The sequence below is a fragment of the Streptomyces sp. NPDC052020 genome (assembly GCF_040680575.1).
Classification (GTDB): domain Bacteria; phylum Actinomycetota; class Actinomycetes; order Streptomycetales; family Streptomycetaceae; genus Streptomyces.
This window is the reverse complement of sequence record NZ_JBFAWY010000007.1, coordinates 1-26,000: the sequence shown is the minus strand read 5'-3', so window position 1 is coordinate 26,000 and position 26,000 is coordinate 1. Positions and strand designations below refer to the sequence as shown.

Below are 26,000 nucleotides of genomic sequence, written 5' to 3'. Positions count from 1 at the left end.
CTCCCGTTACTCTGGGTTGTCCGCGAGGGATCTCGCCGCCCGGACGCAGTGGGCGAGCGCCCGGCGCGCGTACTCGGGGGACGCGCCCGCGAGTCCGCACGACGGCGTGATCGTGACCGCCCGGGCGAGCAGCCCCGGATGCAGCCCCAGCCTGCGCCACAGCGTCCTGACCCCCATGACGCTACCTGCCGGGTCTGACAATGGGCCGTCCGTGCCCGGCACGACACCGGCCAGCAGCCGGGTGCCGCCCTCCACCGCCTCGCCGATCGCCTCGTCGTCACGCTCGGTGAGGAGGGAGAGGTCGAAGGAGACGCCCGCGGCGCCCGCCCGGCGCAGCAGGGCGAAGGGGACGTCGGGGGCGCAGGAGTGCACCACGACCGGGCCGCCGCCGTGCGCGCCGACGACGTCGCGCAGCGTGGACTCGACGGCCTGCCGGTCGACGGCACGGTGGGTGCGGTAGCCGCTGGCGGTCTTCACCCGGCCGCGCAGGACGGCGGTGAGGGACGGCTCGTCGAGCTGGAGCACGACCTGTGCCCCGGGGACGCGGCGCCGTACCTCCGCCAGATGCAGGCGCAGCCCCTCGGCGAGGGAGGCGGCCAGGTCGCGGCAGGCGCCGGGGTCGGAGAGGACGGCCTCGCCGTTCCTCAGCTCCAGGGCGGCGGCCAGCGTCCAGGGGCCGACCGCCTGCACCTTCAGCGGTCCCTCGTAGCCCTGGGTGTACTCCTCCAGCGCGTCGAGGTCCTCGCGGAGCCAGGAGCGGGCCCGCTTGGTGTCCCGGCCCGGCCGGTCGCCGAGCCGCCAGCCGCTGGGCTCCACGCGCGCGTACAGCTCGACGAGCATCCCGGCGCTGCGTCCGGTCATGTCGGCGCCGGGCCCGCGGGCGGGCAGCTCGGGCAGGAACGGGAAGTCCTCGAAGGTGCCGGTGACGGTCTTGACGGCCTCGCGCGCGTCCGCGCCCGGCATGGACCCGACGCCGGTGGCGGGACCGAACCTGAACTGGCTGTTTTCGCTCACCCCGGAAGAGTACGTAACCCGGCCCGGGAGGTTCGACGACGGTGGCGCGGGGCGCGGCGGCCGGGCCGCCCCGAGCCTCCCGGCGGGCCGGGCGGCGGGCGGTCCGGTGGCCGGTGCGGAGCCCGCGGGAGGGCTCCGGCGGCGGCCCGGGGAGGCGGCGGAGCCGGTTCCGGGAGAACCCGGCGCCGGTCCCCCGGGCGTTCAGCGGGCGGTACCGGTCACCGTCCCGGGCGCACGGTCAGGTCATTGACCTCCGCGTCCCTCGGCAGGTCCAGGGCCATCAGGATGGCGGTGGCCACCGACTCGGGGTCGATCCACCGGGCGGGGTCGTACTCCTTGCCCTCCTGCTGGTGCACCTTGGCCTGCATGGGGCTGGCGGTGCGGCCCGGGTAGACGGAGGTCACACGGACCCCGTTCCCGTGCTCCTCCTGGCGCAGGGCGTCGGCCAGCGCCTTCAGTCCGTGCTTGGAGGCCGCGTACGCCGCCCACTCGGCGTGCGCGCTGAGCCCGGCTCCGGAGTTGACGAAGACCACGTGGCCCTGGGCGACGCGGAGCTGGGGCAGGAACAGGCGGGTCAGCTCGGCGGGGGCGATCAGGTTGACGTTGAGCTGGCGGTGCCAGCTCTTCGGGGTCAGCTCGCCGACCGGGCCGAGGTCGACCACGCCCGCGATGTGGAGCAGGGAGTCCACGCGGTCCGGCAGCGTCTGGTGCGACAGGGCCCAGGACAGCTTGCCGGGGTCCGCCAGGTCGCCCACCAGGGTCTTGGCGCCGGGGAACCCGGCGGCGAGCTCCTTGGCGCGGGCCGCGTCGCGCGCGTGCAGCACGAGGTCGTCGCCGCGCGCGTGCAGGCGGCGGGCCACGGCCGCGCCGATGCCGGAGCCCGCTCCGGTGATCACATGTGTAGCCATGCCCGCCATGCTCGCATCACCGGCTCACTGGACGCCGAGCGCCTCCTCCAGGTAGGCCAGCGCGCCGACCGGCTCCTCGGCGAAGAACACGAGCTCGGCGAGCGGGCGCGGCAGGAAGCCCTCGTCCTCCATGCGGCGGAACTGCTCCTTGAGCCCGTCGTAGAAGCCCGCGGTGTTCAGCAGCACGACCGGCTTGTCGGTGTGCCCGTGCTTCTTCAGCTCCAGGATCTCGGTCGCCTCGTCCAGCGTGCCGGTGCCGCCCACCATGATCACCACGGCGTCGGCCTTCTCCAGCAGCAGCCGCTTGCGCTCGGCGAGGTCGCGGGCGACCACCATCTCCTCGACGCCCTTGCGCGCCCGGTCCGACAGGAACTCCACCGACACGCCCAGGAGCTGCCCGCCGGCCTCCTCGACGCCGTCGGCGACCACCTTCATCAGCCCGACGTCCGAGCCGCCCCACACCAGGGTGTGCCCGCCTTTGCCCATGAGCTCGGCGAACTCCCTGGCGGGGCGGGTGTAGCGGTCGTCGAGGTCGGCGGCGGAGAGGAAGACGCAGATGTTCATGCCCCCACCGTACGGGCAGGCTCCGGCAGCGCGGTCACCCGGATCTTGGACTGGCGGTGCGGCATCCGCTCCCAGTCGTCCATGAGGCGGGCCGCCAGGCCGTGCCGCGCGGCCAGGTCGACCAGGGTCTGCGTCCGGTAGTAGAAGTCCTCGTGCAGCACCTGGTGCTCCTCCCCCTCCGTGCGGTCGAAGGTGAAGTCGAAGAATCCGCCGGGCGCGAGGACGCGCCCGACGTGGGCGAAGCACTCCTCGATGACGTGCCGGGGCGAGTGGGAGAACACGCTGTGCGCGTGCACGACGTCGAAGTGCCCGTCGGGCAGGAACGAGAAGGTGAGGTCGTCGGCGAGCACCAGATAGGGCAGCTTGGCCTGGAGCCCCTCCCGTACGAGGGTGTCCTGCGCGGCGAGCAGGATGTGCGGCGAGATGTCGATGCCGTAGTAGTGGCCGGTGTCGAGGTGATCGATGAACAGCCGGCCGGCGCGCAGGTTGCCGCAGCCGATCTCCAGCATCCGGTGGTGCGGCCTCAGCCCGTGCCCCACCAGATAGTCGAACTGCATCCGCCCGATGCGCGCCCACTGCTCGCGCGAGGGGTTGTGCCCCACGGCCGCCTCGGCGCTGCGGGCGGTGTCGGAGGCCATCACGGCCCGGTAGTAGCCGATGTGGTCGTGGCGGTAGCGCAGCCGCAGCAGGGCGTCGCGCACGGCCCGCCGGGCGTGAGCGGGGACGCGCCCGGGATGGCCGAGGGCGTAGCGGATCTGATGGGTGAGGCTGCTGCGGTTCCTGGCCGGGTGCGTGGCTCGCATGGGACCTCCTGCGGGCGCACACCGGATCGGCCGGTGTGCGAAGCGGGGAAGAACTCGGCTCCAGAGTGCGCTGCACCGGAGGACTCGGCTACCCAAGGAGGGCGATCGTGACCACAGGACACCGCATCACCGTCGAGCCCAGCGGCCGGCACGTACGCGTCGTGCACGGCGGGCAGGTCCTGGCCGAGAGCGACCGGGCCCTGCTGCTGCGGGAGACGGGCTGTCCCGAGCGCTACTACATCCCGGCCGAGGACGTGCGGCTCGACCAGCTCACCCCGTCCGGTACCAGCACGCACTGCCCGTTCAAGGGCACCGCGTCGTACTGGTCGCTGCCGGACGCCGCCGACGTGGTGTGGGCGTACCCGGCTCCCGAGCCGGAGGTCGCGGAGATCAAGGACCACCTGTGCTTCTACGAGGTGGAAGTGTCGTGAGCGTTTAATCGGGCGCCGTGGGGCAGTCTGCACTGGCATGGAGAAGCAGACTGTTTCACGCGACGGCACACCGCTCGCCTACGAGCGCACCGGGCAGGGGCCCGTGGTGATCCTCGTGAGCGGTGCGTTGTCGACGGGGGCGACGATGGCGCCGCTGGCCGCGGAGTTGTCGGACCGTTTCGGCGTGGTCGTCTACGACCGGCGGGGCCGCGGCGGGAGCGGTGACACGCCGCCGTACGCGGTGGAGCGCGAGGTGGAGGACCTCGCGGCGCTGATCGAGGCGGCGGGCGGCGAGGCGGCCCTGTACGGCGTCTCGTCGGGCGGCGCGCTGGCCCTGCGGGCGGCGGCGAGCGGGCTGCCGGTGCGCCGGGTCGCGGTGTACGAGGTGCCCTACGCCCTGGACGACGCCCGGGCGGACGAGCGCGCGCGGTACACGCGGGAGCTGGACCGGGCGCTGTCGGAGGACCGCCGCGGGGACGCGGTCGAGCTGTTCCTGCGCCACACCGGGCTGGGCGAGGAGGTCATCCGGGGCGCTCGCCAGGCCCCCCTGTGGGCGGGGCTGGAGAGACTCGCGCCGAGCCTGGCGCACGACGACGCCGTCCTCGGTGACGGGCGCCCGCCCCTGTCCCTGCTGGCCTCGGTCTCCGTGCCGGTGCTGGCCCTGGCGGGGGAGGCGAGCCCGGGGTGGTTCCACGAGGCGGCCCGGACGGTCGCGGGGACGGTCCGGGAGGGCTCCTACCGCTCGCTGGAGCGTCAGACCCACATGGTGGAGCCGGGGGTGCTGGCACCGGTGCTGGCGGAGTTCCTGGCCGGCTGACCGCTCCCCCGGCGGCCGGCCCGACGGCGCACGCGCGGGGCGCTCGGTGGCACGCCCCGCCGGACCCGGCGGGGACCGTGCCGGTTCAGGCCGCGCCGGCCGTGGCCCGCTGCGTGGCCGCGATCGTCGCCGACCCCACCACGCGCGTGCCGTCGTACAGGACGATCGCCTGGCCGGGCGCCACGCCGCGCACCGGCTCGGTGAAGCGCACGCGCAGCTCGCCGTCGACGGTCTCGGCGGTCACCTCGGTCTCGTCGCCGTGGGCGCGCAGCTGGGCCGTGTAGGTGCCGGGGCCGGTGGGCGCCGAGCCGCACCAGCGCGGCTTGATCGCGGTCAGGGCGGTGACGTCCAGGGCGGCCGCCGGGCCGACCGTGACCGTGTTGGTCACCGGGGAGATGTCGAGGACGTAGCGGGGCTTGCCGTCGGGGGCGGGCGTGCCGATCCGCAGGCCCTTGCGCTGGCCGATGGTGAAGCCGTACGCGCCCTCGTGGGTGCCGAGCCGGTTGCCCGCCTCGTCGACGATGTCGCCCTCGGCCTTGCCCAGCCGCCTGGCCAGGAAGCCCTGGGTGTCGCCGTCGGCGATGAAGCAGATGTCGTGGGAGTCGGGCTTCTTGGCCACCGCCAGGCCCCGCCGCTCGGCCTCCGCGCGGATCTCCTCCTTGGTGGTGACCGTGTCGCCGAGGGGGAACATCGCGTGCGCGAGCTGCCGGTCGTCCAGCACGCCCAGCACATAGGACTGGTCCTTGGCCAGGTCGGAGGCGCGGTGCAGCTCGCGGGTGCCGTCCTCGTTCACGATCACCTTGGCGTAGTGGCCGGTGCAGACGGCGTCGAAGCCCAGGGCGAGGGCCTTGTCCAGCAGCGCGGCGAACTTGATCTTCTCGTTGCAGCGCAGGCACGGGTTCGGGGTGCGCCCGGCCTCGTACTCGGCGACGAAGTCCTCGACGACGTCCTCGCGGAAGCGGTCGGCGAGGTCCCACACGTAGAACGGGATGCCGATGACGTCCGCGGCACGGCGGGCGTCGCGCGAGTCCTCGACGGTGCAGCAGCCCCGCGCGCCGGTGCGGAACGACTGCGGGTTCGCGGAGAGCGCGAGGTGGACGCCGGTCACGTCGTGGCCCGCCTCGGCCGCGCGGGCGGCGGCGACGGCGGAGTCGACGCCGCCGGACATGGCGGCCAGGACACGGAGGGGGCGGGTGCGCTGCGGGGTGTCAGTCATAACCCCTCCAGGGTACGGGGCGCGGGAACCGCGGCGGCCGAGTACGCGTTCACGCACACATGGGCGCGAGACAGGCATCGAGGGACGGGGACCGGCGCATCGGGCGGCGGGCTCTGCTGGTCGGCGGGGCGGTGGCGGCCGCGGGCACGGCGGTGCTGGCGCGGGACGAGCTGGGCCGTCTGTGGTGGCGGGCGCCCGGTGTCGTCAAGCCGCGCAAGGAGGGCGAGGTGGACTACGCCGGCGCCCGCTGGGTGGCGGCGTCGGACGCCAACTGGCGGCGCGCGGACCGGCCCGACGACTACGGCATAGACATGGTGGTCGTCCATGTCACCCAGGGCAGCTTCGCCGGCGCGGTGCGGGCCTTCCAGAACCCGGCGCACCAGGCGGCCACGCACTACATCGTCGGCCAGGACGGCCGGGTCACGCAGATGATCCGCGAGCTGGACGTGGCGTACCACGCGGGCAACCGCGCCTACAACGAGCGCAGCATCGGCATCGAGCACGAGGGGTTCGTGGACCGGCCGGAGGACTTCACGGACGCGATGTACACCGCCTCGGCGCGGCTGACGGCGGGGATCTGCGCGCGGTACGGCATCCCGGTGGACCGCGAGCACATCATCGGGCATGTGGAGGTGCCGGGCACCGACCACACCGATCCGGGCCCGCACTGGGACTGGGACCGGTATCTGCGGCTGGTGCGGCGCGCGGCTACGGCACACGCCTGAGCGGTGGGCGGGCCTCCGGGGGCGGCTCCTCAGCGCCCCTCAGCGGCCCCTCGGGTCAGCCGGCTCCCTCAGCTCAGTCCCGCCGCCCGGGCCCGCTCCACCGCCGGGCCGATGGCCTGGGCGACCGCGTCGACGTCGGCCTTGGTGGAGGTGTGGCCGAGGGAGAAGCGGAGGGTGCCGCGGGCCAGGTCGGGGTCGGTGCCGGTGGCCAGCAGGACATGGCTGGGCTGGGCGACGCCCGCGGTGCAGGCGGAGCCGGTGGAGCACTCGATGCCCTGGGCGTCGAGCAGGAGCAGCAGCGAGTCGCCCTCGCAGCCGGGGAAGGTGAAGTGGGCGTTGGCGGGCAGGCGGCCCTCGGGGGACGGGTCCCCGCCGAGGATCGCGTCCGGGACGGCGGCGCGGACCGCGGCGATCAGGTCGTCGCGCAGGGCGCCGATCTCGCGGGTGAACCAGGCGCGCCGCTCGACGGCGAGACGGCCGGCGACCGCGAAGGAGGCGATGGCCGGTACGTCCAGGGTGCCCGAGCGGACGTGGCGCTCCTGGCCGCCGCCGTGCAGGACGGGGACGGGGCTGTACTCGCGGCCGAGGACCAGCGCGCCGATCCCGTACGGCCCGCCGATCTTGTGGCCGGACACGGTCATCGCGGTGAGCCCGGAGGCGGTGAAGTCGACCGGGAGCTGACCCACGGCCTGGACGGCGTCGGCGTGCAGCGGAACGTCGAATTCCCGCGCGACGTCCGCCAGTTCCCGGACCGGCATGACCGTGCCGATCTCGTTGTTCGCCCACATGACGGTGGCCAGGGCGACGTCGTCGGGGTCGCGGGCGATGGCTTCGCGCAGGGCCTCGGGGTGGACGCGGCCGTGGCCGTCGACGGGCAGGTACTCGACCGTGGCGCCCTCGTGCTCGGCGAGCCAGTGGACGGCGTCCAGGACGGCGTGGTGCTCGACGGGGCCGGCCAGGACGCGGGTGCGGGCCGGGTCGGCGGCGCGCCGGGCCCAGTACAGGCCCTTGACGGCGAGGTTGTCCGCCTCGGTGCCGCCGGAGGTGAAGACGATCTCGCTGGGGCGGGCGCCGAGGGCTTCGGCGAGGGTTTCCCGGGCCTCCTCGACCGTGCGGCGGGCCCGGCGGCCGGATGCGTGGAGGGAGGAGGCGTTGCCGGTGACGCTCAGGTGCGCGGCGAGTGCCTCGACTGCCTCGGGAAGCATCGGGGTGGTCGCGGCGTGGTCGAGGTAAGCCATGGTGAGGCCGATTCTACGGGGCGTTCCCGGCGGGCCTCAGGTCACGGTTGGGCAAGGACCCGGGCCGGGAGCGTGCGCGGTCCGGGCGGCGGTGCGGGCCGGGTCCGGGCGGCGGTGCGGGCCGGGTCCGGGCGGCGGTGCGGGCCGGGTCCGGGCGGCGGTGCGGGCCGGGTCCGGGCGGCGGTGCGGGCCGCGGTGCCCCGGCGCGGCCGGACGCTCAGGGGGCCGTCCGGTCAGAAGCTCCACGAGAGCGTCTGGTCCGCCCGCATGAACGCGATCAGGACGAGCAGGTCCGCGACGCCCAGGCCCAGGCCCAGGGCGGCCCGGCCGCGGCGGGCGGTGCCCCGCCACAGGGCCGCGGCGGCCAGGGCGATGGCGACGGGCCCGAGGATCACGTTGAGGACGAGCAGGCCGAGCAGGCCCAGGACGAAGGACGCGACGGCCATGCCGTCGGCGTCGCGCAGACCGGTGGAGCGGCGGGCCGGTGCGGTGAAGCGCATGGTGGTCGGCTCCCGTCGGGTGGAGGGCGGTCGTGCCGGGCGAGGCCGCCGGCGGGCGGCGGCGTCAGCGGGCGGGTGTGCCGCGGCGGCGTCCGTGCCGCTCACGGACGGCGAAGACGGCGAGCCAGACGGCGATGACGACGCCCGCGGCGACGGAGAAGGGGAGCGGCGCGTGGGCCACGGTGCCCAGCACCACGCCGAGGAGCAGGAGCGCCGCGACGAGGAACAGCATGATCGGGACCCCCAAGTTCGGTGAACGACTGTGGCTACACTTGTTCACTGACTTCCCAGCCTAGCGTTCCTGATGGCTTCTCAATTCCAGAGAACAGTTGTTAACTGCATGGCATGAGTCACACCCTCGGCATCCGGCAGGCCCAGAAGCAGAAGACCCGGCGGGCGCTCCTGGACGCGGCGCTCGGGCTGCTGGAGGAGCAGAGCCTGAGCAGCCTGGGCCTGCGCGAGGTCACGCGCGCCGTGGGCGTCGCGCCGACCGCGTTCTACCGCCACTTCCACTCCACGGCGGACCTCGGGGTGGCGCTGGTCGAGGAGGCGCTGGGCAGCCTGCACCCGGTGATCCGCACCATGGTGTCGACGACGGGTGACGGCGAGGAACGCATCGCCCGCGCGGTCGAGTTGGTCGCCGGCCATGTACGCGCCTGTCCCGCCCACGTCCGTTTCATCGCGCGGGAGCGGCATGGCGGGGTGCGGCCGGTGCGTGAGGCCATCCGGTCCCAACTGGCCCGCTTCACCGAGGAGGTGAGGGCGGGGCTGGCGCAGGACCCGGTGTCGGCGGGCTGGGACGACGACGATCTGCTGATGCTCGCGGGGCTCTACGTCGACCAGATGCTGATGGCGGCGTCCCTCTTCCTGGAGACCCTGGACGCCTCCGAGGAGGAGCGGGCGCGCGTCACCCGGGTCGCGGCCCGCCAACTGCGCCTGATCGGCATCGGCCGCCGCCACTGGCTGGACTGATCGGCTCTGATCGGCCCTGGCCACCGGGCCCGGCGCGGGCGGCCGGGCCCGGGTGCGGGTCAGCCGAGCCTGGCGCGGGCCAGCTGGCGGGACTGCGCCACCAGCCGGTCGGCGCTGTCCCACACCTCGGCGTCCTCCTCCAGGAAGCCGCCGGCGAGATTGCGGGTGGTGACCGAGACCCGGAGCGGCCCCGGGGCCGGACGGCACCGCACGTGCACGGTCAGCTCCACCGTGGGCACCCAGCCGCTCAGCCCCAGCTCGAAGGCGGTCGGGGGCAGGGCGTCCACCGCCAGGAGCAGCGCGAGGGGGTCGGCGTCCCGGCCGTCGGCCAGCCCGAACCAGGCCCGCATCTCGCCCTTGCCCGAGGGCTGCCCGAGCGCCCAGCCCAGCGTGGCCGGGTCCAGCTTGAGCATCAGCCGGTCGGCGATGGCGTTGCTGCCGGGGACGGGGGCGGCGGCGGGAGCGTCGTCGGGGCCGAAGCACCGCTCGATCGGCGGGATGGCGGGCGGCTTGGCGGCCGTCCGCACGTCGTCGGGCAGCGCGTCCAGGTCGCCGTAGGAGGCCAGGACGCGGATGCGCTCGACCTCCCGCCCCTCGTCGTCGTACTGGAAGAGCGACGCCTGCCCGGTGGACAGGGTCCGGCCGGTGCGCACGACCTCGGTGCGGACGACTGCGGGACCCGGCCGGGAGGGGGTCAGGTAGTGGGCCGAGACGGTGAACGGATCCGGGTGCGGCAGGGCGTCCCCGAGCGCGCGGCCCAGGACGGCCAGCAGATAACCGCCGTTGACGGCGTTGATGATCGTCCAGCCGGCCGAGAGGCCGATGTCGTAGACCCCGGGTTCGCGCCGGGTGACGGCGGTGTCGCGGTCGAACTCGCTGTCGCCGATCCTGGCCCGCGCGGCCGGCGCGGAGGCTGCTTCTGACATGGCTGAACGGTACAACAGCAAACTACTAAGCGGTAGCTTTCAGGCCAGGGCCACGACCGCACGGCCCGCCCTATTCCTCCCGCGCCGCCGACCGCCGGTTCCACGCCCGCGGGGCCCGCCAGTGGAACCGCATGGCGAGCAGACGCAGGACGAAGGCGGTGACCACCGCCAGACCGCTGGTCAGCGGGGTGAGCGCGTCGTAGCGGATGCACAGCGCGACCATGGCGGCGCCGACGATCGCCGGGACGGCGTACAGGTCGCGGTCCCAGCGCAGCAGCGACGGCACCTCGTTGGCGAGCACGTCGCGCAGGACGCCGCCGCCCACCGCGGTCGCCAGGCCCAGGCAGGCGGAGGCGGTCAGGCCCAGTCCGTACTCGTACGCCTTGGTCGTCCCGGCCACGCAGAACAGGCCGAGGCCCGCCGCGTCGAAGACGTTGACCCCGGCCTGGATGCGCTCCACGTGCGGGTGGAGGAAGAAGACCAGGGTCGCGGCGAGCAGCGGGGTGACGAAGTACCCGAGGTCCGTGAAGGCCGCCGGCGGTACGGCACCGATGATCAGGTCCCGGAACAACCCGCCGCCGAGCGCGGTGACCTCGGCGAGGACGGCGATGCCGAACACGTCGAAGTTCTTGCGGACGGCCAGCAGCGCGCCGGAGATCGCGAAGACGAAGATGCCGATCAGGTCGAGCGTGTGCTGGACGGACGGGCTGAAGAGTTGCTGGAGCACCCTGCCATTCTCACCTGCCGACGGACCCCCGCCTTGCAAACGAAGGCGGGGGCTCGCTGAGCGGTCGGAGCGTCCCTGTCAGGTACCCGTGGACTTCTTGCCGGGCTCCTCGGCGGGGGTCCCCTGCGAGTCCGGCGCCTCGGAGGCCGTCGCCCCGGGGTCCGCCGCCCCGGTCTCCGCGGCGGCCCGCACCTCCGCGGCCACCGCCGCCGACGTCGCCGCCGACTGGGCCAGCGCCTCCTGAGACACCAGCTCCGCCGCCTCCTTGGCGGCCGACAGCAGGACCGTGTCCTGCGGGGCCTGGTCCGCGAAGTTCTCCGGGTGGTGGCAGGCCACCCGCTGGCCGGGCCGCAGCTCCGCCAGCGGCGGCTCGGTGGTCTTGCAGATCTCCGTCGCCTTCCAGCACCGGGTGTGGAAGCGGCAGCCGCTCGGCGGGGAGATCGGCGAGGGGACGTCGCCCTTGAGCAGGATCCGCTCGCTCTTGGCCGACCTGCGCGCCGGGTCCGGGATCGGCACCGCCGAGAGCAGGGCCTTGGTGTACGGGTGCATCGGCGCCTTGTAGAGCTGGTCGCGGTCGGCCAGCTCCACGATCTTGCCGAGGTACATCACCGCGATCCGGTCCGACACGTGCCGGACGACCGACAGGTCGTGCGCGATGATCACGTACGTCAGGCCGAGCTCCTCCTGGAGGTCGTCCAGCAGGTTCACCACCTGTGCCTGGATCGACACGTCCAGCGCGGAGACCGGCTCGTCGGCCACGACGAGCTTGGGGTTGAGCGCGAGCGCGCGGGCGATGCCGATGCGCTGGCGCTGGCCGCCGGAGAACTCGTGCGGGTAGCGGTTGTAGTGCTCGGGGTTGAGCCCGACCACCGACAGCAGCCGCTGCACCTCCTTCTTGATCCCGCCCTCGGGCTCGACGCCCTGGAGCCGGAAGGGGGCGCCGATGATCGTGCCGATGGTGTGGCGCGGGTTCAGCGACGAGTACGGGTCCTGGAAGATCATCTGCACATCGCGGCGCAGCGGGCGCATCCCGCTCACGCCGAGGTGGGTGATGTCCTTGCCCTCGAACTCGACGGTGCCGCCGGTCGGCTCCAGCAGCCGGGTGATCAGCCGGCCCATGGTCGACTTGCCGCAGCCGGACTCGCCGACGACGCCCAGGGTCTCGCCGGCCCGGACCTCGAAGTCGATGCCGTCGACCGCGTGCACCGCCCCGACCTGCCGCTGGAGCAGGCCCTTCTTGATCGGGAAGTGCTTCTGGAGCCCGGTCACCTTCAGCAGGATGTCGCCGTCGCCGCGCACACCCTCGCGTCGTGCGCCGTCACTTGGTGCGGGGATGGCCACTGCTTCGTCCTTGGCGTTCTCGCTCACAGCTTCGGCGCAATCTCTTCGGTCCAGATACGCTCCCGCTGCTCCTTGGTCATGTGGCAGGCGGCCCAGTGCCGGCTGCCGACCTCGGCCAGCTCCGGCCGGACCGTGCGGGTGACGTTGTCCTTGGGCACGTCCGCGTACGGGCAGCGCGGGTTGAAGGCGCAGCCGGAGGGGACGTTGATGAGGGAGGGCGGGGAGCCCTTGACCGGGATGAGGCGTTCCTGCTGGTCGCGGTCGAGCCGGGGCATCGAGCCGAGCAGGCCCCAGGTGTAGGGGTGGCGCGGCTCGTAGAACACCTTGTCGGCCGGGCCGCGCTCGACGCAGCGGCCGCCGTACATCACCAGGATGTCGTCGGCGAGCTCGGCGACGACGCCCAGGTCGTGGGTGATGACGATGACCGCGGAGCCGAACTCCTTCTGGAGATCCCGGATGAGGTCGAGGATCTGCGCCTGGACGGTCACGTCCAGGGCGGTGGTCGGCTCGTCCGCGATGAGCAGCTCGGGGTTGTTGACCAGTGACATCGCGATCATCGCGCGCTGGCGCATACCGCCGGAGAACTCGTGCGGGTAGTTGTCGACGCGCTTGTCCGGCTGCGGGATGCCCACCCGGTCGAGCATCTCGACCGCGCGGCGCTTGGCGGTCTTCTTGTCGACGTCGTGGTGGATGCGGTACGCCTCCACGATCTGCTGGCCGATCGTGTAGTACGGGTGCAGCGCGGACAGCGGGTCCTGGAAGATCATCGCCATCTCGCGGCCGCGCAGCTTGCGGACGTGGTCCGGGTCGGCGGACAGCAGCTCGGTGCCGTCCAGCCAGATCTCGCCGGAGATCCGCGCCTTGCGCTTGCCGTACTGGCCGGCGGTGTGCAGGCCCATGATGCCGAGCGAGGTCACCGACTTGCCGGAGCCCGACTCGCCCACGATGCCGAGCGTCTTGCCCCGCTCCAGCTGGAAGCTGAGCCCGTCGACGGACTTGACCAGGCCGTCGTCGGTCGGGAAGTGCACCTTCAGATCGCGCACTTCCAGGAAGGCGGTGGGGGCGGGGGACGCCACGGTGGGCTCGCCCACGGCCGCTCCGGTCTTGCTGAGTTCGGTCATGAGAGCCTCACTCGGGGGTCGATCACGGCGTACAGGACGTCCACCACGAGGTTGGCGATGAGCACCGCGAGAGAAGTGATCAGGGTGACGCCCAGGATGACGGGCAGGTCCTGGTTCTTGATCGCGTTGAGGACCGCCTGGCCGAGGCCGGGCAGGCTGAACGTGGTCTCGGTCAGGATCGCACCGCCGATGAGCGCGCCCAGGTCCATGCCGAGCATGGTGAGGATGGGCGTCATCGTCGAGCGCATGGCGTGCTTGCGGATGACCACCGGCTCCCGCAGGCCCTTGGCGCGGGCGGTGCGGATGTAGTCCTCACCGAGGATCTCCAGCATGGTGGCGCGGGTGATGCGGGCGTACATCGCCGCGTAGAGGAAGGCGAGGGTGATCCAGGGCAGGATCATGCCGCCGAGCCAGCCGGTGAAGCTGTCCCCCAGCGGTACGTACTGCGCGTCGAGCCAGCCCAGCCCGTAGGAGAAGACCGCCAGGCTGAGCAGACCGGTGAAGTAGATGGGCAGGGAGACACCCGCGAGGGCGACGATCATCGCGCCCCGGTCCCAGAGGCTGCCCCGCTTCAGAGCGGAGAGCACACCCGCGGCCAGGCCGAAGACCAGCCACAGCACGGCCGCGCCGAGCGCCAGCCCCAGGGTCACCGGGAAGCGGTCGGTCAGCACCGGCCAGATGGCCTGTTCGCTGCGGAAGGAGTAGCCGAAGCACGGCGCGGAGCAGTGCGTGACGTCGCCGCCGGCCGCGTAGGTGCGGCCCGCGAAGATGCCCTTGAAGAACTCCCAGACCTGGACGTAGACCGGTTCGCCCAGCCCCAGCTTCACCCGCACGGCCTCGACGGCGGCGGGGTCGGCCTGCTTGCCCACGAAGCTCAGGGCGACGTCGACGCCCGCCCATTTGGGAATGAGGAAGAAGATGCTGAAGACCACCATGATGATGACCACGAGCATCACTACGGCGGCGAACAACCGCCTGATGAGGTAAGCGAGCACAGCTAACGGCCCGCCGCGGACCGCGGGCCCCGGAGGTCTTCCGGGGCCCGCGGTCACGCCGCGCCGGCCTTCACCTGCCTTTCGTGCCGTACGGCGGGTGTGCCGGTTACTTCGCGGACTTCAGACCGAGGTTGACGAAGTCGTACTGACCGCTGTACGCGTCGGTGGTGTAGACGTTCGCCAACCGGTCCGAGCGCCAGTTGATGAACCGCTCGAAGACGAAGGGCAGGTAGTACGCGCCCTCCATCACCTTGTGGTTGATCTCCGTGGCGATCTTCGTCTTGCCCGCCTCATCCAGCGTGTTGACGTAATCCTCGAAGAGGCCGTCGATCGCCTTGTCCTTGATGAGCGCGTAGTTGTTGTTGGCGCTCTCCAGGATGGCCTTGCTGTGCCACAGCGGCCAGCCGAAGCCCTGGACGGACGGGAAGTCAGGGCCCCAGCCCATGATGATGACGCCGTAGCCCTTCTTCTTCACGTTCGAAGGGCTGCCGACGACGCTGGAGTTCTGCGCGCCGTCGTACTGGTCGATCTCGACGTCGATGCCGACCTTCTTCAGCGACGCCTGGAGCGATTCGGCCGTGGCCACCTCGACCGGCTTGTTGTTGCGGACCGCGATGGTGGTCTTGAACCCGTCGGGCTTGCCGCAGGCCTTCAGCTCCTCCTTGGCCTTGGCGACGTTGCCGTTCTTGTTGGCGCCGGCCATCTCGTACGGGTCGTACTTCTGGCCCTCGGCGCCGGGGACGGACGGCGGCAGCATGTTGGTGCCGATCGCGCCGCCGGCGACGGGGCCGCCGCGCGCGGTCTGGAGGGAGACGTGGTCGGCGCCGTAGAGAACCGCCTTGCGGCAGTGGATGTTGTCGAACGGCTTCACGTTCTGCGCGAGGACCGCGTACCGGATGTAGCCGGAGATCGGGTTGTCCAGGTTCTCCTTGTGCTGCTTCAGGGCGGTGGTGCGGCCCTGGGGCGACATGCCGGTCTGCATGATGTCCAGGTCGTAGTCGCCCGCGATGAGCCGGGCGTCCATGTCGTTGGCGTTGGAGAAGAACTTGACCGTGATCTTGTCCGGGTACGCCTTGCGGACCGGGTCCGAGGACTGCTTCCACTCGGTGTTGCGGACCAGCGTGAGGTCCTTGCCCGGGTTGTAGGACTGGAACTTGTACGGGCCCGAGGAGAACGGGCGCAGCCCGTACTTGGACTTGGTGTCCTTGTCCTGGCGGACCGGGGAGGCGGAGGTCAGCGCCAGCATCTCCTCGAAGTCCGAGTTGGGCCTCGGCAGCTTGAAGACGATGGTCTTGTCGTCCGGCGTCTCGATGGCCTTCAGGCCGAGCTTGTCCTTGGACTTGTCCTTGTACGGACCGGAGTACTCGCCCTCGGGGTCCAGCACGTCCTTCAGGTACGTCGGACCGCCGGAGAGCACGTCCTGCGCCCAGACCCGCTCGATGCCGTACTTGATGTCCTTGGAGGTGATCGGCTGGCCGTCCTCCCAGGTGATGCCGTCGCGCAGCGTGTAGGTGTAGGTCTTGCCGTCGTCACTGATCTTGGCGAGACCGGTGGCGAGGTCCGGGGTCAGCTCGGCGCCGGCCTTGCCCGGCTCCGTCTTGTTCGTGACGAGCTGGCGGCTGTAGTAGCGCGCGAAGTTCCACATGAAGCCGTAGTAACCGCGCGTGGTGTCCCACGAGTCGGCGTCCTGGGCGCCCGCGAACTTCAGGGTGCCGCCCTTCTTGGCCAGCGAGGCCTGGGCGACCTTGTTGTTCGCGGCGTCGAAGCCGGCCGCGCCGTTCTTCGAACCGCCGCTGTCGCCGTCGCCGCCGCCGCACGCCGCCGTGGTCAGCAGCGCGGCGACCACGGCGGCAGCGGCCATGGCCTGCTTGCGCCGCCCTGAGGTGCGTTGGGTAGTCACGATCTCGGATCCTCCGGATTAGATGAGAGACCCCGTGCGCGGTGCCACGGGTCGCTTGCGGTACGGCGGTTCAGCGGGAGCCCTTCGGGTCCAGCGCGTCGCGCACGCCGTCGCCGAAGAGGTTGAAGGCAAGAACGGTGACGAAGATCGCCACACCCGGGATCACCATGTACAGGGGATCCGAGTCGTAGTAGTCGATCGCGCTCGAAAGCATCTGCCCCCAGGAGGCCGTGGGCGGCTTGACGCCCACGCCCAGGAAGCTGAGTGCCGCCTCGGTGAGGATGTTGGTGGGGATCATCATGGTCGTGTACACGATGATGGGCGCGACCAGGTTGGGCAGCAGCTCCTTGAACAGGATGTAGAACCGCCCCGCGCCCAGCGACCGGGCCGCCTCCACGTACTCGCGCTCTCGCATCGAAATGGTCTGGCCGCGTACCACGCGCCCGATGTACGGCCAGCCGAAGAACCCGATGACCAGGATCATCACGAACACGCGCACGCCCGTGCCGGTGAGCCCCAGCATCTGGTTCGGCATGACGGAGACCAGCGCGATGATGAACAGCAGCTGGGGGAAGGCGAGCAGGCCGTCCATGACCCGGCTGATGAGGGAGTCCACCCAGCCGCCGAAGAAGCCCGCCAGGATGCCCAGGACGGTGCCGAGGACCACCGCGACGACCGCCGACAGGAAGCCGACGAGCAGCGAGATCCGGGCGCCGTAGACGATCCGGGCGAAGATGTCACGGCCGTTGACCGGCTCGACGCCCAGCAGATGCTCGCCGCTGATGCCTCCGAAGGATCCGATGGGCGTGCCGAACAGCGGGTCGATCAGATCCTCGTGGTGCGTCTCGGGGTCCTGCCCGACCAGACTCGTGATCACCGGTGCGAGCAGCGCGACCACGACGAGGAAGAGGACCACGATGCCGCCCGCGAGGGCGAGCTTGTCCCGCTTCAGGCGCTCCCAGGCGATCCGCCCCAGGGAGCGGCCCTGGACGGCCTTCGCCTCGGCGCCGGCTGCCGCCGCTTCCTCAGCCGCACTCGGGGCCGCTTCCGCGGTCGGCTCGTGCAATGGTGCCGTCATCTGGCAGGGACCCCTCTCAACCGGCGGTAGCCGGCCCGCACTTGCCGCTGTAGCGGCGTGGTCAGTCCGTCGTACACAGGGGCGAACGCCCCTTGGTGCGGGAGTCTTCAACGCTTAGGCGATCAGTTGCCAGCCTTGGCGGGGAAAGGATGCGCAACCGTGATGCTGTCAGAGGGCTTCCGTTATCCGGACGGCGGGTAGCGGGGGCCGGACGCGGGTGAATCGGGGCATCGGGGGTAGACCGGCGTCTTCCGCCCGCCTCTACGCGCGAAGATCCACCCCGTGGCGCGCGCGGCGGGCCGTTCATGGAACGGTCGCCGCTCCGGCGGCGGCCGGTCGGGGGTGGGTCCCGGCTCCGGGCGGTCGGGGGTGGATCCCGGCTCCGGGCGGTCGGGGGTGGATCCCGGCTCCGGGCGGTCCAGAAGCGGCCGGGCGTCAATCGGAAGCGGCCGGGTCCGCACGGGAGCTCCCGGGGGCTGCCCGGAGGCGGCCGGGTCCGCACGGGAGCGTGCCGAAGGCCGCCGGAAGCGGCCGGGTCTGTCCGGGAGGGGCCGAGCGTACGGGAGCCACCGGGTCCGCACGGGAGCGGCCGGTCTCCGCGAGAGCCTCTGCCGCCGTCTCCGGAAGCGGACCGGGCGGGGCCCGGCCCTGCTCAGGAGCCGCCGGGGCCGGTCAGGGGCGGCCGGGGGCCGGCGGGTAGCCGTAGCCGGCGGCCGGGGCCTGGGCGGGGGCCACATGGGCCTCCCGGTCGTAGAAGGGGCGGGCGTTGGCGCGCAGCCACAGCGCCACCGGGTCGTGCGCGTCGGACATCGCCACGGTCGACACCGGGAGTCCGTCCGGGACCGCGCCGATCGACTGCCGCATCATCGCCCGCACCGAGTCCACGGCGGCCGGGGAGGCGTCGTACACGTCGAGGCCGATGGCGAGGTACGGCGCCCCGAGCGCCGGCTGCACCCAGGCGCGGCGCAGCGAGCGGATCGCCGGGGTGCGGTGGGCGTTCTGCGCGAGCAGCGCGTAGAACTGCGGGAGTTCGATGGCCGGTTCGGACAGGCGCAGCGGTCCGGCGGGCTGCCGCTCCAGGCCGATGGCGATCCGGCGCAGGTCCAGCCAGGGGATGCCGACGCCGCCGCCGGGGGCGTGCGGATTGAGCCAGAGTCCGTAGTGGTCGGGGTAGAGGGCGCGGGCCACCTCCAGGCCGTCGACCACCTCGTAGGAGCGGTTCCAGCCGCTGGCCGAGAGTTCCTGGGCGGAGGTGACGCAGGGCGCGTAGCCGTAGCCGTCGACCTGCATGCCCGCGTACTGGGCGTCCGCCGCGCCGGCCTGACCGTGCCACAGCAGCATCCATACCTGGCCGGAGCCGGGGGTGGCGAGGGCGCGCAGCAGCGCCTCGTAGGCGTCGTAGCGCCCGGGCGTCACCTGGCGCAGCATGTGCTCGACCTGGCCGGCCGCGGCCGTGCCGCTCGCGCTCACTCTTCTACCGCCCCTTCGTGCAACACCCTCGACCGCGCTATGAAACCAGGTTATGCGGTCCCGGGGGAGGACCGTTCAGCGTGCGGCGCCGTCGGTCCGGCCGCTCACCGTCCCCTCTGGTAGAAGGGCTGGACCTTCTCCCGCATCCAGTCGCACACGGGGTCCTGGGCTGCCTCCAGCAGGACCAGGTTGACCGGCCACGTCACCGGCACCTTGCCCAGGGCCCGGCCGAGGGCGTCGAGCGGGACCGCGCGCGCGTCGCCCTCCCAGTGGGTCAGCTCGACGCCGACGAACATCACCGGATCGGCGGTCTCGACGGCGGCCAGGCAGCGGCGGGCGGTGCGGACGACGCCGGTGGCGTCGAACTCGCCGGAGGCCGCGGTGAGGAAGTCGACCGGGTCGTCCTGCCAGTCGGGTTCGAAGAGGCGGACCCGGCCGCCGCTCGCGGCCCCGTCCAGCGGGGTCCGCCCGGCCCGGCACAACTCGGCCACGGCGGGCGGCGGCAGCGGGACGCCGACCACGCCGCCGGGGTTGACGGCGATGCCCACCTGCGGCGGCAGCCCGCGGGCGAACTCCACGGCGGGGGCGATGGTGTACGACATGTGCGCGCCGGCGACCTGGCGGAACTGCTCCTCGGAGCTGAAGACCGGGACGTACGCCTGGCCCTCGATCTCCAGCGCGGGCAGGTCCAGGGGACCGCTGTGCGGGCCGCCGCCGTTCGGCAGCGGCACCCACAGGAAGCTGCGGCCCAGCACCTCGACGATCCGCCCATTCGCCGACGGGCCGGCGCCGAGCGCGGCCGACAGCACCTCCTCCAGCTCGTTGCCGGGCCATCCGCCGTGCGAATGGGGGTGCGCCTGCGCCGGGAAGTCCGCGGAGAAACCCGCCGGGAAGTCCATCTGCCTACCGCCTGGTCCGAAGCCACTGCTGTGGCTGAAAAGGCTAACCCGTCCGGCCGTACGGGCAGCGGGGGCGGCCGGAGACCCGCCGGGCCGGACGGCGTGCCGGGCCTCCGGCGCGCTCAGCCCGTGAAGCCGATCCGGCGCAGCGCGTCGGCCGCGGCCCGGTCCAGCAGCACCGCCGAGGCGCAGCCGAGGGGCAGGTCGCCCCGCAGCGCGGCGCGCCGCAGGCGGGCGGTGGCCGCGCGGTGGCGGCGGAAGGCGTAGCGGGAGACCCCGCGGCCGCGGTCGCGCTGCCCGGCCAGCGCCTCGTCGGGACCGACGTCGAGCAGCAGCACGTGCAGGGTGCCGCCCCGGCGCCGGGCCTCGCGGGCCAGCCAGGCGCGCACCCACGACTGGGTGCCGCAGTCGTGCACGACCACTCCCTCGCCGGAACGCAGCGCGCGGCGCAGCCCGGCGTAGTGGGCGAGGCGGACCAGGGGGCGGTAGACGGCGTAGGGCAGGAAGCGGGGCATGCGTCGGTCCCAGCGGTCGCGGGTGTCCTGGGAGTCCACCCGCCGGCCGCGCACGGTGCGGCGCATCAGCGTGGACTTGCCGCTGCCGGGCAGGCCGGTGACCACGACGAGGTCGCGGGGCCCGAAGAGAAGCGCGTGCGGGCTGCGGCCCGCCCGGTCGCGCAGGTCACGGACGACCGGCGCGGGCAGCGGGCCGCACGCCTCCGGGGCCGGGGTGGAGGGTTGCCCGGGCAGCGCGAGGCCCGAGGTCGTGGCGTACGCCGTGGTCCTGTTCACCGTGATCGTCTCCCCTGGGGCGGTTCACGAGTTCCCTCCCCCTCGAGTGTAAAGAGAAGGTAATCAGCGGTCCTCGCGTTTTCGTGCGCGTAGTGCCACGGACCGGTTACAGATGGCGGCCTGCCGCGATCGGGCGAGGCGTGCGATGATGAGCGCGCCAACTGCATACCGGCCGTTTGAATCCGCGCGGGAGAGTTCCCAGCCTCGGGCTGGGGCGCCGAAGGAGCAAGTCCCTCCCTTGAATCTCTCAGGCCCCGTTACCGCGCGGGCGAGGCACATCTGAAAAGCGGGCCGCCGCCGTGCGGTGGTCCCACCCAAGGTGCAAGCCAGGGCCACGTGTGTGGTCATGGCGAACCTCTCAGGTTCCGATGACAGATGGGGAGGAATGACCTCGCCTGTCGTGTACTTGGGAGACGACCGACCGATGAGCAGTACCGAATCCTCTGTGTCCCCGCTGCGCCGCACCGCGCTCGACGCCGTCCATCGCGCGCTGGGGGCGACGATGACCGACTTCGCCGGCTGGGACATGCCGCTGCGCTACGGCTCCGAGCGTGACGAGCACAACGCCGTGCGCACCCGGGCCGGTCTCTTCGACCTGTCGCACATGGGCGAGATCACGGTGACCGGCCCGCAGGCGGCCGCCCTGCTGGACTACGCCCTGGTCGGCGACATCGGCGCGGTCAAGCCGGGCCGCGCCCGCTACACCATGGTCTGCCGCGAGGACGGCGGCATCCTGGACGACCTGATCGTCTACCGGCTCGCCGAGACCGAGTACATGGTGGTCGCCAACGCCTCCAACGCCCAGGTGGTGCTGGACGCCCTCACCGAGCGCGCCGCCGGCTTCGACGCCGAGGTCCGCGACGACCGGGACGCGTACGCGCTGATCGCGGTCCAGGGTCCGCAGTCCCCGGGCATCCTGAAGTCGCTGGCCGACGCCGACCTGGACGGGCTGAAGTACTACGCCGGGCTGCCCGGCACGGTCGCGGGCGTGCCCGCCCTGATCGCGCGCACCGGTTACACCGGCGAGGACGGCTTCGAGCTGTTCGTCAGGCCGGAGCACGCGGTGGAGCTGTGGCAGGCGCTGACCGAGGCGGGCGGGGGCGTCGGCCTGATCCCGTGCGGCCTGTCCTGCCGGGACACGCTGCGCCTGGAGGCGGGCATGCCGCTGTACGGACACGAGCTGACCACCTCCCTGACGCCCTTCGACGCCGGGCTCGGCCGGGTGGTGAAGTTCGAGAAGGACGGCGACTTCGTGGGGCGCGAGGCGCTCACCGAGGCCGCCGCCCGCGCCGAGCAAAACCCGCCGCGCGTCCTGGTCGGCCTGGTCGCCCAGGGCCGCCGGGTGCCGCGCGCGGGGTACGCGGTCGTCGCCGGCGGCGAGGTGATCGGCGAGGTCACCTCCGGCGCCCCCTCCCCCACCCTGGGCAAGCCGATCGCGATGGCGTACGTCGACGCGGCGCACGCGGCGCCGGGCACCGCCGGCGTCGGCGTGGACATCCGGGGCACCCACGAGCCGTACGAGGTCGTGGCGCTGCCGTTCTACAAGCGCCGGAAGTAGCCGCCGGGCGGCCATCGGCCGCCCGGCGTGACGCCGCGCACATTTCCGCTGGTCACAGCGGTCCCAGCAGTCCCCCCGTCACCAGCACTCCCTCGCGTACAGGAGAATTCAGGCCATGAGCAACCCCCAGCAGCTGCGCTACAGCAAGGAGCACGAGTGGCTGTCGGCCGCCGAGGACGGCGTCTCGACGGTCGGCATCACGGAGCACGCGGCCAACGCGCTCGGCGACGTCGTGTTCGTCCAGCTCCCCGAGGTCGGCGACACCGTGTCCGCGGGTGAGACCTGCGGCGAGCTGGAGTCGACCAAGTCGGTGTCCGACCTGTACTCCCCCGTCTCCGGCGAGGTCACCGAGATCAACGAGGACGTCGTCAACGACCCGTCGCTGGTGAACTCCGCGCCCTTCGAGGGCGGCTGGCTGTTCAAGGTGCGCGTCGCCGGGGAGCCGGCCGACCTGCTCTCCGCGGACGAGTACACCGCCTTCGTCGCCGGCTGAGGGGCAGTGGACCGTATGTCGCTTCTGAACACGCCCCTGCACGAGCTCGACCCCGACGTCGCCGCCGCGGTCGACGCCGAGCTGTACCGCCAGCAGTCCACCCTCGAGATGATCGCCTCGGAGAACTTCGCCCCGGTCGCGGTCATGGAGGCGCAGGGCTCGGTCCTGACCAACAAGTACGCCGAGGGCTACCCGGGCCGCCGCTACTACGGCGGCTGCGAGCACGTCGACGTGGTCGAGCAGATCGCCATCGACCGCGTCAAGGCGCTGTTCGGCGCCGAGCACGCCAACGTGCAGCCGCACTCGGGCGCCCAGGCCAACGCCGCCGCGATGTTCGCGCTGCTCAAGCCGGGCGACACGATCATGGGTCTGGACCTCGCCCACGGCGGGCACCTGACCCACGGCATGAAGATCAACTTCTCCGGCAAGCTGTACGACGTCGTCGCCTACCACGTCGGCGACGACGGCCTGGTCGACATGGCCGAGGTCGAGCGGCTGGCGCGGGAGCACCGGCCCAAGCTGATCGTGGCGGGCTGGTCGGCCTACCCCCGGCAGCTGGACTTCGCCGCGTTCCGCAAGGTCGCCGACGAGGTCGGCGCGTACCTCATGGTCGACATGGCGCACTTCGCCGGCCTGGTGGCGGCCGGGCTGCACCCCAACCCGGTGCCGCACGCCCATGTGGTCACCACCACCACCCACAAGACGCTGGGCGGCCCGCGCGGCGGTGTGATCCTCTCCACGGCCGAGCTCGCCAAGAAGATCAACTCCGCGGTCTTCCCCGGTCAGCAGGGCGGCCCGCTGGAGCATGTGATCGCCGCCAAGGCGGTCGCCTTCAAGGTCGCCGCGAGCGAGGACTTCAAGGAGCGGCAGCGTCGTACGCTGGAAGGCGCCCGCATCCTGGCCGAGCGCCTGGTGCGGGACGACGTGAAGGCGGCGGGCGTCTCGGTGCTGACCGGCGGCACGGACGTCCACCTGGTCCTGGTCGACCTGCGCGACTCCGAGCTGGACGGCCGGCAGGCCGAGGACCGCCTCCACGAGATCGGCATCACGGTCAACCGCAACGCCGTCCCGAACGACCCCCGCCCGCCGATGGTGACCTCGGGTCTGCGGATCGGCACCCCGGCGCTGGCCACCCGCGGTTTCACGGCCGAGGACTTCGCCGAGGTCGCGGACGTGATCGCCGAGGCGCTGAAGCCGTCCTACGACGCCGCGGCGCTGGGCGCCCGGGTCAAGGCCCTGGCCGGCAAGCACCCGCTCTACGCCGGTCCGGGCGAGTAGGACCGGCGAAGGGGCCGGACCCCCGGCCCCTGGGCGCCGTGCCCGCCACGAGCGGGCGCGGCGCCCGCCCCCTGTGCACCACCCCCGTCTTGAGGAGTTCCCGTGGCCATCTCGGTCTTCGACCTGTTCTCGATCGGCATCGGCCCGTCCAGCTCCCACACGGTCGGCCCGATGCGCGCGGCGCGCATGTTCGCCCGGCGGCTGCGCAACGAGGGCCTCACGGGCTCCGTCGCCACCGTGCGCGCGGAGCTGTACGGCTCCCTGGGCGCGACCGGCCACGGCCACGGCACCCCCAAGGCGGTGCTGCTGGGACTGGAGGGCGACTCGCCGCGCACGGTGGACGTGGAGACGGCCGACGAGCGGGTGGAGGCGATCAAGGCCGGCGGCCGTCTGAACCTCCTCGGCGAGCGGGAGATCGCGTTCGACTTCGACGCGGACATGATCCTCCACCGCCGCAAGGCCCTCCCCTACCACGCCAACGGCATGACCCTGTGGGCGTACGACGCCTCCGGGGCCGAGCTGCTGGCCAAGACGTACTACTCGGTGGGCGGCGGCTTCGTCGTCGACGAGGACGCGGTGGGCGCGGACCGCATCAAGCTGGACGACACGGTCCTGAAGTACCCCTTCCGCACGGGGGACGAGCTGCTGCGCCTGACCAAGGAGACGGGCCTGTCCATCTCCTCGCTGATGCTGGAGAACGAGCGGGCCTGGCGCACGGAGGAGGAGATCCGCGCGGGCCTGCTGGAGATCTGGCGGGTGATGCGGGAGTGCGTGGCGCGCGGCATGTCCCGCGAGGGCATCCTGCCCGGCGGCCTGAAGGTGCGCCGGCGCGCCGCCGTCACCGCCCGCCAGTTGCGCGCGGAGGGCGACGCGGCGGCCCACGCGATGGAGTGGATCACGCTCTACGCGATGGCGGTGAACGAGGAGAACGCGGCGGGCGGCCGGGTCGTCACCGCCCCGACGAACGGGGCGGCCGGCATCATCCCGGCGGTCCTGCACTACTACATGAACTTCGTGCCCGGCGCGGACGAGGACGGCGTGGTCCGCTTCCTGCTGGCCGCCGGCGCGATCGGCATGCTCTTCAAGGAGAACGCCTCCATCTCCGGCGCCGAGGTCGGCTGCCAGGGCGAGGTCGGCTCGGCCTGCTCGATGGCGGCGGGGGCGCTGGCCGAGGTGCTGGGCGGCACCCCGGAACAGGTGGAGAACGCCGCCGAGATCGGCATGGAGCACAACCTGGGCCTGACCTGCGACCCGGTCGGCGGTCTGGTCCAGATCCCGTGCATCGAGCGCAACGGCATGGCCGCGGTCAAGGCGGTCACGGCGGCGCGGATGGCGATGCGCGGCGACGGCACGCACAAGGTGTCGCTGGACAAGGTCATCAAGACCATGAAGGACACCGGCGCCGACATGTCGGTGAAGTACAAGGAGACGGCGCGGGGCGGGCTCGCGGTCAACATCATCGAGTGCTGACCGCGCGCCGCTGGACCACCGGAGCCACCCAGTGAACGGGCGATTCCGTTTCAGCGGAGGATCGACCGCGCGGCGCCGGGGCATAACCCAACTCCCAGCCGGTTCGGTCCCTTTCGGGAGTTCCCATGCTGCACGGCATCGATGTGAGCGCCTATCAGTCCTCCTCGTACGACACCGACGGCCTCTCGTTCGTCTTCGTCAAGGCGACCGAGGGCCGCTCCTACGTCAACCCCCGGCTCGGTGCGCAGACCCAGCGCGCCCGCGACGCCGGGATGGTGGTCGGCTTCTACCACTTCCTGTGGCCGGGCAACCTGACCGCCCAGGCCGAGTACTTCGTCGGCAAGGCCCCCGACAGGCCCGGTGACCTCCTCGCCGTCGACTGGGAGCGGACCAGCGAGGGCACGCACGCGAGCAACTCCGAGAAGGACCGTTTCATCAAGAAGCTGAAGGAGCTGCGGCCGGACAACCGGGTCGTCCTCTACTGCAACCGCGACTTCTGGCTGAACGTCGACACCACGTCCTATGCCGGGGACGCCCTGTGGATCGCCGACTACGTGACCGCGGGCAAGCCCCGCATCCAGGCCACCTGGCGCTTCCACCAGTACACCAGCGACCCGCTGGACAAGAACGTCGCCGACTTCGCGAGCAAGGCGGCGCTGCGGAAGTGGGCCGAGCCGGACCGCGCCGGTGCCGCGCGCCTCGGTGGCCTCGGCCTCGACGGCGTACGTGCCGTCGTCCCGCCGGGACAGGCCTCCCGTGCCCCGG

26 protein-coding genes, 2 pseudogenes and 1 riboswitch are annotated in these 26,000 nt (G+C 72.4%); of the genes and pseudogenes, 9 read left to right on the top strand and 19 right to left on the bottom strand.

The features are described from left to right. Positions 1–6: 6 nt before the first annotated feature. The 4 genes from AB0L74_RS08985 to AB0L74_RS08970 form a co-directional block, all read right to left on the bottom strand. On the bottom strand, positions 7–1,014 hold the full coding sequence (locus AB0L74_RS08985) for a methionine synthase (RefSeq protein WP_365647607.1): 1,008 nt from the start codon (positions 1,012–1,014) through the stop codon (positions 7–9). Positions 1,015–1,232: 218 nt separating this feature from the next. Beyond that, a complete protein-coding gene (locus AB0L74_RS08980) occupies positions 1,233–1,922 on the bottom strand; it encodes an SDR family oxidoreductase (RefSeq protein ID WP_365647604.1) in 690 nt (229 codons plus the stop codon). 24 nt (positions 1,923–1,946) lie between these two features. Continuing rightward, positions 1,947–2,486 carry a TIGR00730 family Rossman fold protein gene (locus tag AB0L74_RS08975; RefSeq protein ID WP_365647601.1) on the bottom strand — a complete coding sequence of 180 codons (540 nt, stop codon included), beginning with the start codon at positions 2,484–2,486 and terminating at the stop codon, positions 1,947–1,949. Next, positions 2,483–3,289: a class I SAM-dependent methyltransferase gene (locus tag AB0L74_RS08970; RefSeq protein WP_365647598.1), complete on the bottom strand. Its 807-nt coding sequence runs from the start codon at positions 3,287–3,289 to the stop codon at positions 2,483–2,485. Before AB0L74_RS08970 ends, AB0L74_RS08975 begins: the two co-directional genes overlap by 4 nt. A 107-nt stretch (positions 3,290–3,396) precedes the next feature. Between AB0L74_RS08970 and AB0L74_RS08965 the strand changes: the two genes are divergently transcribed. Then, positions 3,397–3,720: a DUF427 domain-containing protein gene (locus AB0L74_RS08965; RefSeq protein ID WP_365647596.1), complete on the top strand. Its 324-nt coding sequence runs from the start codon at positions 3,397–3,399 to the stop codon at positions 3,718–3,720. A gap of 37 nt (positions 3,721–3,757) precedes the next feature. Further along, positions 3,758–4,537 carry an alpha/beta fold hydrolase gene (locus AB0L74_RS08960; RefSeq protein ID WP_365647593.1) on the top strand — a complete coding sequence of 260 codons (780 nt, stop codon included), beginning with the start codon at positions 3,758–3,760 and terminating at the stop codon, positions 4,535–4,537. A gap of 85 nt (positions 4,538–4,622) precedes the next feature. Here the strand turns inward: AB0L74_RS08960 and mnmA are convergent, their stop codons facing one another. After that, positions 4,623–5,753, bottom strand: a complete 1,131-nt coding sequence (mnmA, locus tag AB0L74_RS08955) for a tRNA 2-thiouridine(34) synthase MnmA (protein ID WP_365647590.1) — start codon at positions 5,751–5,753, stop codon at positions 4,623–4,625. 59 nt (positions 5,754–5,812) lie between these two features. Between mnmA and AB0L74_RS08950 the strand changes: the two genes are divergently transcribed. After that, positions 5,813–6,478: an N-acetylmuramoyl-L-alanine amidase gene (locus AB0L74_RS08950; RefSeq protein WP_365647588.1), complete on the top strand. Its 666-nt coding sequence runs from the start codon at positions 5,813–5,815 to the stop codon at positions 6,476–6,478. Positions 6,479–6,546: 68 nt separating this feature from the next. On the opposite strand, the gene AB0L74_RS08945 is transcribed toward AB0L74_RS08950, so the two are convergent. The 3 genes from AB0L74_RS08945 to AB0L74_RS08935 form a co-directional block, all read right to left on the bottom strand. After that, entirely contained in the window at positions 6,547–7,716 is a 1,170-nt protein-coding gene (locus AB0L74_RS08945) for a cysteine desulfurase family protein (RefSeq protein WP_365647585.1), read from the bottom strand. 233 nt (positions 7,717–7,949) lie between these two features. Beyond that, positions 7,950–8,216: a DUF4190 domain-containing protein gene (locus AB0L74_RS08940; protein ID WP_365647583.1), complete on the bottom strand. Its 267-nt coding sequence runs from the start codon at positions 8,214–8,216 to the stop codon at positions 7,950–7,952. Between the two features lie 64 nt (positions 8,217–8,280). Continuing rightward, positions 8,281–8,448 carry a hypothetical protein gene (locus AB0L74_RS08935; RefSeq protein ID WP_365647580.1) on the bottom strand — a complete coding sequence of 56 codons (168 nt, stop codon included), beginning with the start codon at positions 8,446–8,448 and terminating at the stop codon, positions 8,281–8,283. 113 nt (positions 8,449–8,561) lie between these two features. Here AB0L74_RS08935 and AB0L74_RS08930 point away from each other — a divergent pair, with 113 nt between their 5' ends. After that, positions 8,562–9,188 carry a TetR family transcriptional regulator gene (locus tag AB0L74_RS08930; RefSeq protein ID WP_365647577.1) on the top strand — a complete coding sequence of 209 codons (627 nt, stop codon included), beginning with the start codon at positions 8,562–8,564 and terminating at the stop codon, positions 9,186–9,188. A 59-nt stretch (positions 9,189–9,247) separates the two neighbouring features. Here the strand turns inward: AB0L74_RS08930 and AB0L74_RS08925 are convergent, their stop codons facing one another. From AB0L74_RS08925 to AB0L74_RS08880, 10 genes are all read right to left on the bottom strand, one after another. Beyond that, positions 9,248–10,114 (bottom strand): thioesterase family protein, encoded by an 867-nt coding sequence (locus AB0L74_RS08925; protein ID WP_365647575.1) that lies wholly within the window; start codon positions 10,112–10,114, stop codon positions 9,248–9,250. Positions 10,115–10,184: 70 nt separating this feature from the next. Beyond that, a complete protein-coding gene (locus AB0L74_RS08920) occupies positions 10,185–10,841 on the bottom strand; it encodes a trimeric intracellular cation channel family protein (RefSeq protein WP_365647572.1) in 657 nt (218 codons plus the stop codon). Between the two features lie 78 nt (positions 10,842–10,919). After that, positions 10,920–12,182, bottom strand: coding sequence for a dipeptide ABC transporter ATP-binding protein (locus AB0L74_RS08915; RefSeq protein ID WP_365648164.1), 1,263 nt, complete (start codon positions 12,180–12,182; stop codon positions 10,920–10,922). A gap of 23 nt (positions 12,183–12,205) precedes the next feature. After that, positions 12,206–13,303, bottom strand: coding sequence for an ABC transporter ATP-binding protein (locus AB0L74_RS08910; protein WP_365647569.1), 1,098 nt, complete (start codon positions 13,301–13,303; stop codon positions 12,206–12,208). Next, entirely contained in the window at positions 13,300–14,298 is a 999-nt protein-coding gene (locus tag AB0L74_RS08905) for an ABC transporter permease (RefSeq protein ID WP_365647566.1), read from the bottom strand. The genes AB0L74_RS08910 and AB0L74_RS08905 overlap by 4 nt, the downstream gene beginning before the upstream one ends. Positions 14,299–14,404: 106 nt before the next feature. Continuing rightward, positions 14,405–16,198, bottom strand: a complete 1,794-nt coding sequence (locus AB0L74_RS08900) for an ABC transporter substrate-binding protein (RefSeq protein WP_365647563.1) — start codon at positions 16,196–16,198, stop codon at positions 14,405–14,407. Positions 16,199–16,268: 70 nt separating this feature from the next. Continuing rightward, positions 16,269–17,276 carry an ABC transporter permease gene (locus AB0L74_RS08895; RefSeq protein WP_365647560.1) on the bottom strand — a complete coding sequence of 336 codons (1,008 nt, stop codon included), beginning with the start codon at positions 17,274–17,276 and terminating at the stop codon, positions 16,269–16,271. A gap of 672 nt (positions 17,277–17,948) precedes the next feature. Continuing rightward, positions 17,949–18,746, bottom strand: a complete 798-nt coding sequence (locus AB0L74_RS08890) for an enhanced serine sensitivity protein SseB C-terminal domain-containing protein (protein WP_365647557.1) — start codon at positions 18,744–18,746, stop codon at positions 17,949–17,951. A 104-nt stretch (positions 18,747–18,850) separates the two neighbouring features. Next, positions 18,851–19,645, bottom strand: a complete 795-nt coding sequence (locus AB0L74_RS08885; protein ID WP_365647554.1) for an enhanced serine sensitivity protein SseB — start codon at positions 19,643–19,645, stop codon at positions 18,851–18,853. A gap of 122 nt (positions 19,646–19,767) precedes the next feature. Next, the gene (locus AB0L74_RS08880; RefSeq protein ID WP_365647551.1) at positions 19,768–20,436 is read right to left on the bottom strand and encodes an AAA family ATPase; all 669 of its coding nucleotides are present in this window, start codon (positions 20,434–20,436) and stop codon (positions 19,768–19,770) included. Positions 20,437–20,613: 177 nt separating this feature from the next. Further along, a riboswitch (glycine riboswitch) is annotated at positions 20,614–20,709 on the top strand. Positions 20,710–20,860: 151 nt separating this feature from the next. Here AB0L74_RS08880 and gcvT point away from each other — a divergent pair. The 5 genes and pseudogenes from gcvT to AB0L74_RS08855 all read left to right on the top strand — a co-directional run. Then, positions 20,861–21,994, top strand: coding sequence for a glycine cleavage system aminomethyltransferase GcvT (gcvT, locus tag AB0L74_RS08875; RefSeq protein ID WP_365647548.1), 1,134 nt, complete (start codon positions 20,861–20,863; stop codon positions 21,992–21,994). Between the two features lie 115 nt (positions 21,995–22,109). Continuing rightward, the gene (gene gcvH / locus AB0L74_RS08870; protein ID WP_365647545.1) at positions 22,110–22,487 is read left to right on the top strand and encodes a glycine cleavage system protein GcvH; all 378 of its coding nucleotides are present in this window, start codon (positions 22,110–22,112) and stop codon (positions 22,485–22,487) included. A gap of 15 nt (positions 22,488–22,502) precedes the next feature. Next, entirely contained in the window at positions 22,503–23,765 is a 1,263-nt protein-coding gene (gene glyA / locus AB0L74_RS08865) for a serine hydroxymethyltransferase (protein ID WP_365647542.1), read from the top strand. A 102-nt stretch (positions 23,766–23,867) separates the two neighbouring features. Continuing rightward, entirely contained in the window at positions 23,868–25,235 is a 1,368-nt protein-coding gene (locus tag AB0L74_RS08860; RefSeq protein ID WP_365647539.1) for an L-serine ammonia-lyase, read from the top strand. 125 nt (positions 25,236–25,360) lie between these two features. After that, positions 25,361–25,909, top strand: a pseudogene (locus tag AB0L74_RS08855) (glycoside hydrolase family 25 protein); the annotation flags it as partial. On the opposite strand, the pseudogene AB0L74_RS08850 reads toward AB0L74_RS08855, so the two are convergent. Then, a pseudogene (locus AB0L74_RS08850) lies at positions 25,907–26,000 on the bottom strand (carbon monoxide dehydrogenase subunit G); the annotation flags it as partial. The pseudogenes AB0L74_RS08855 and AB0L74_RS08850 overlap by 3 nt on opposite strands.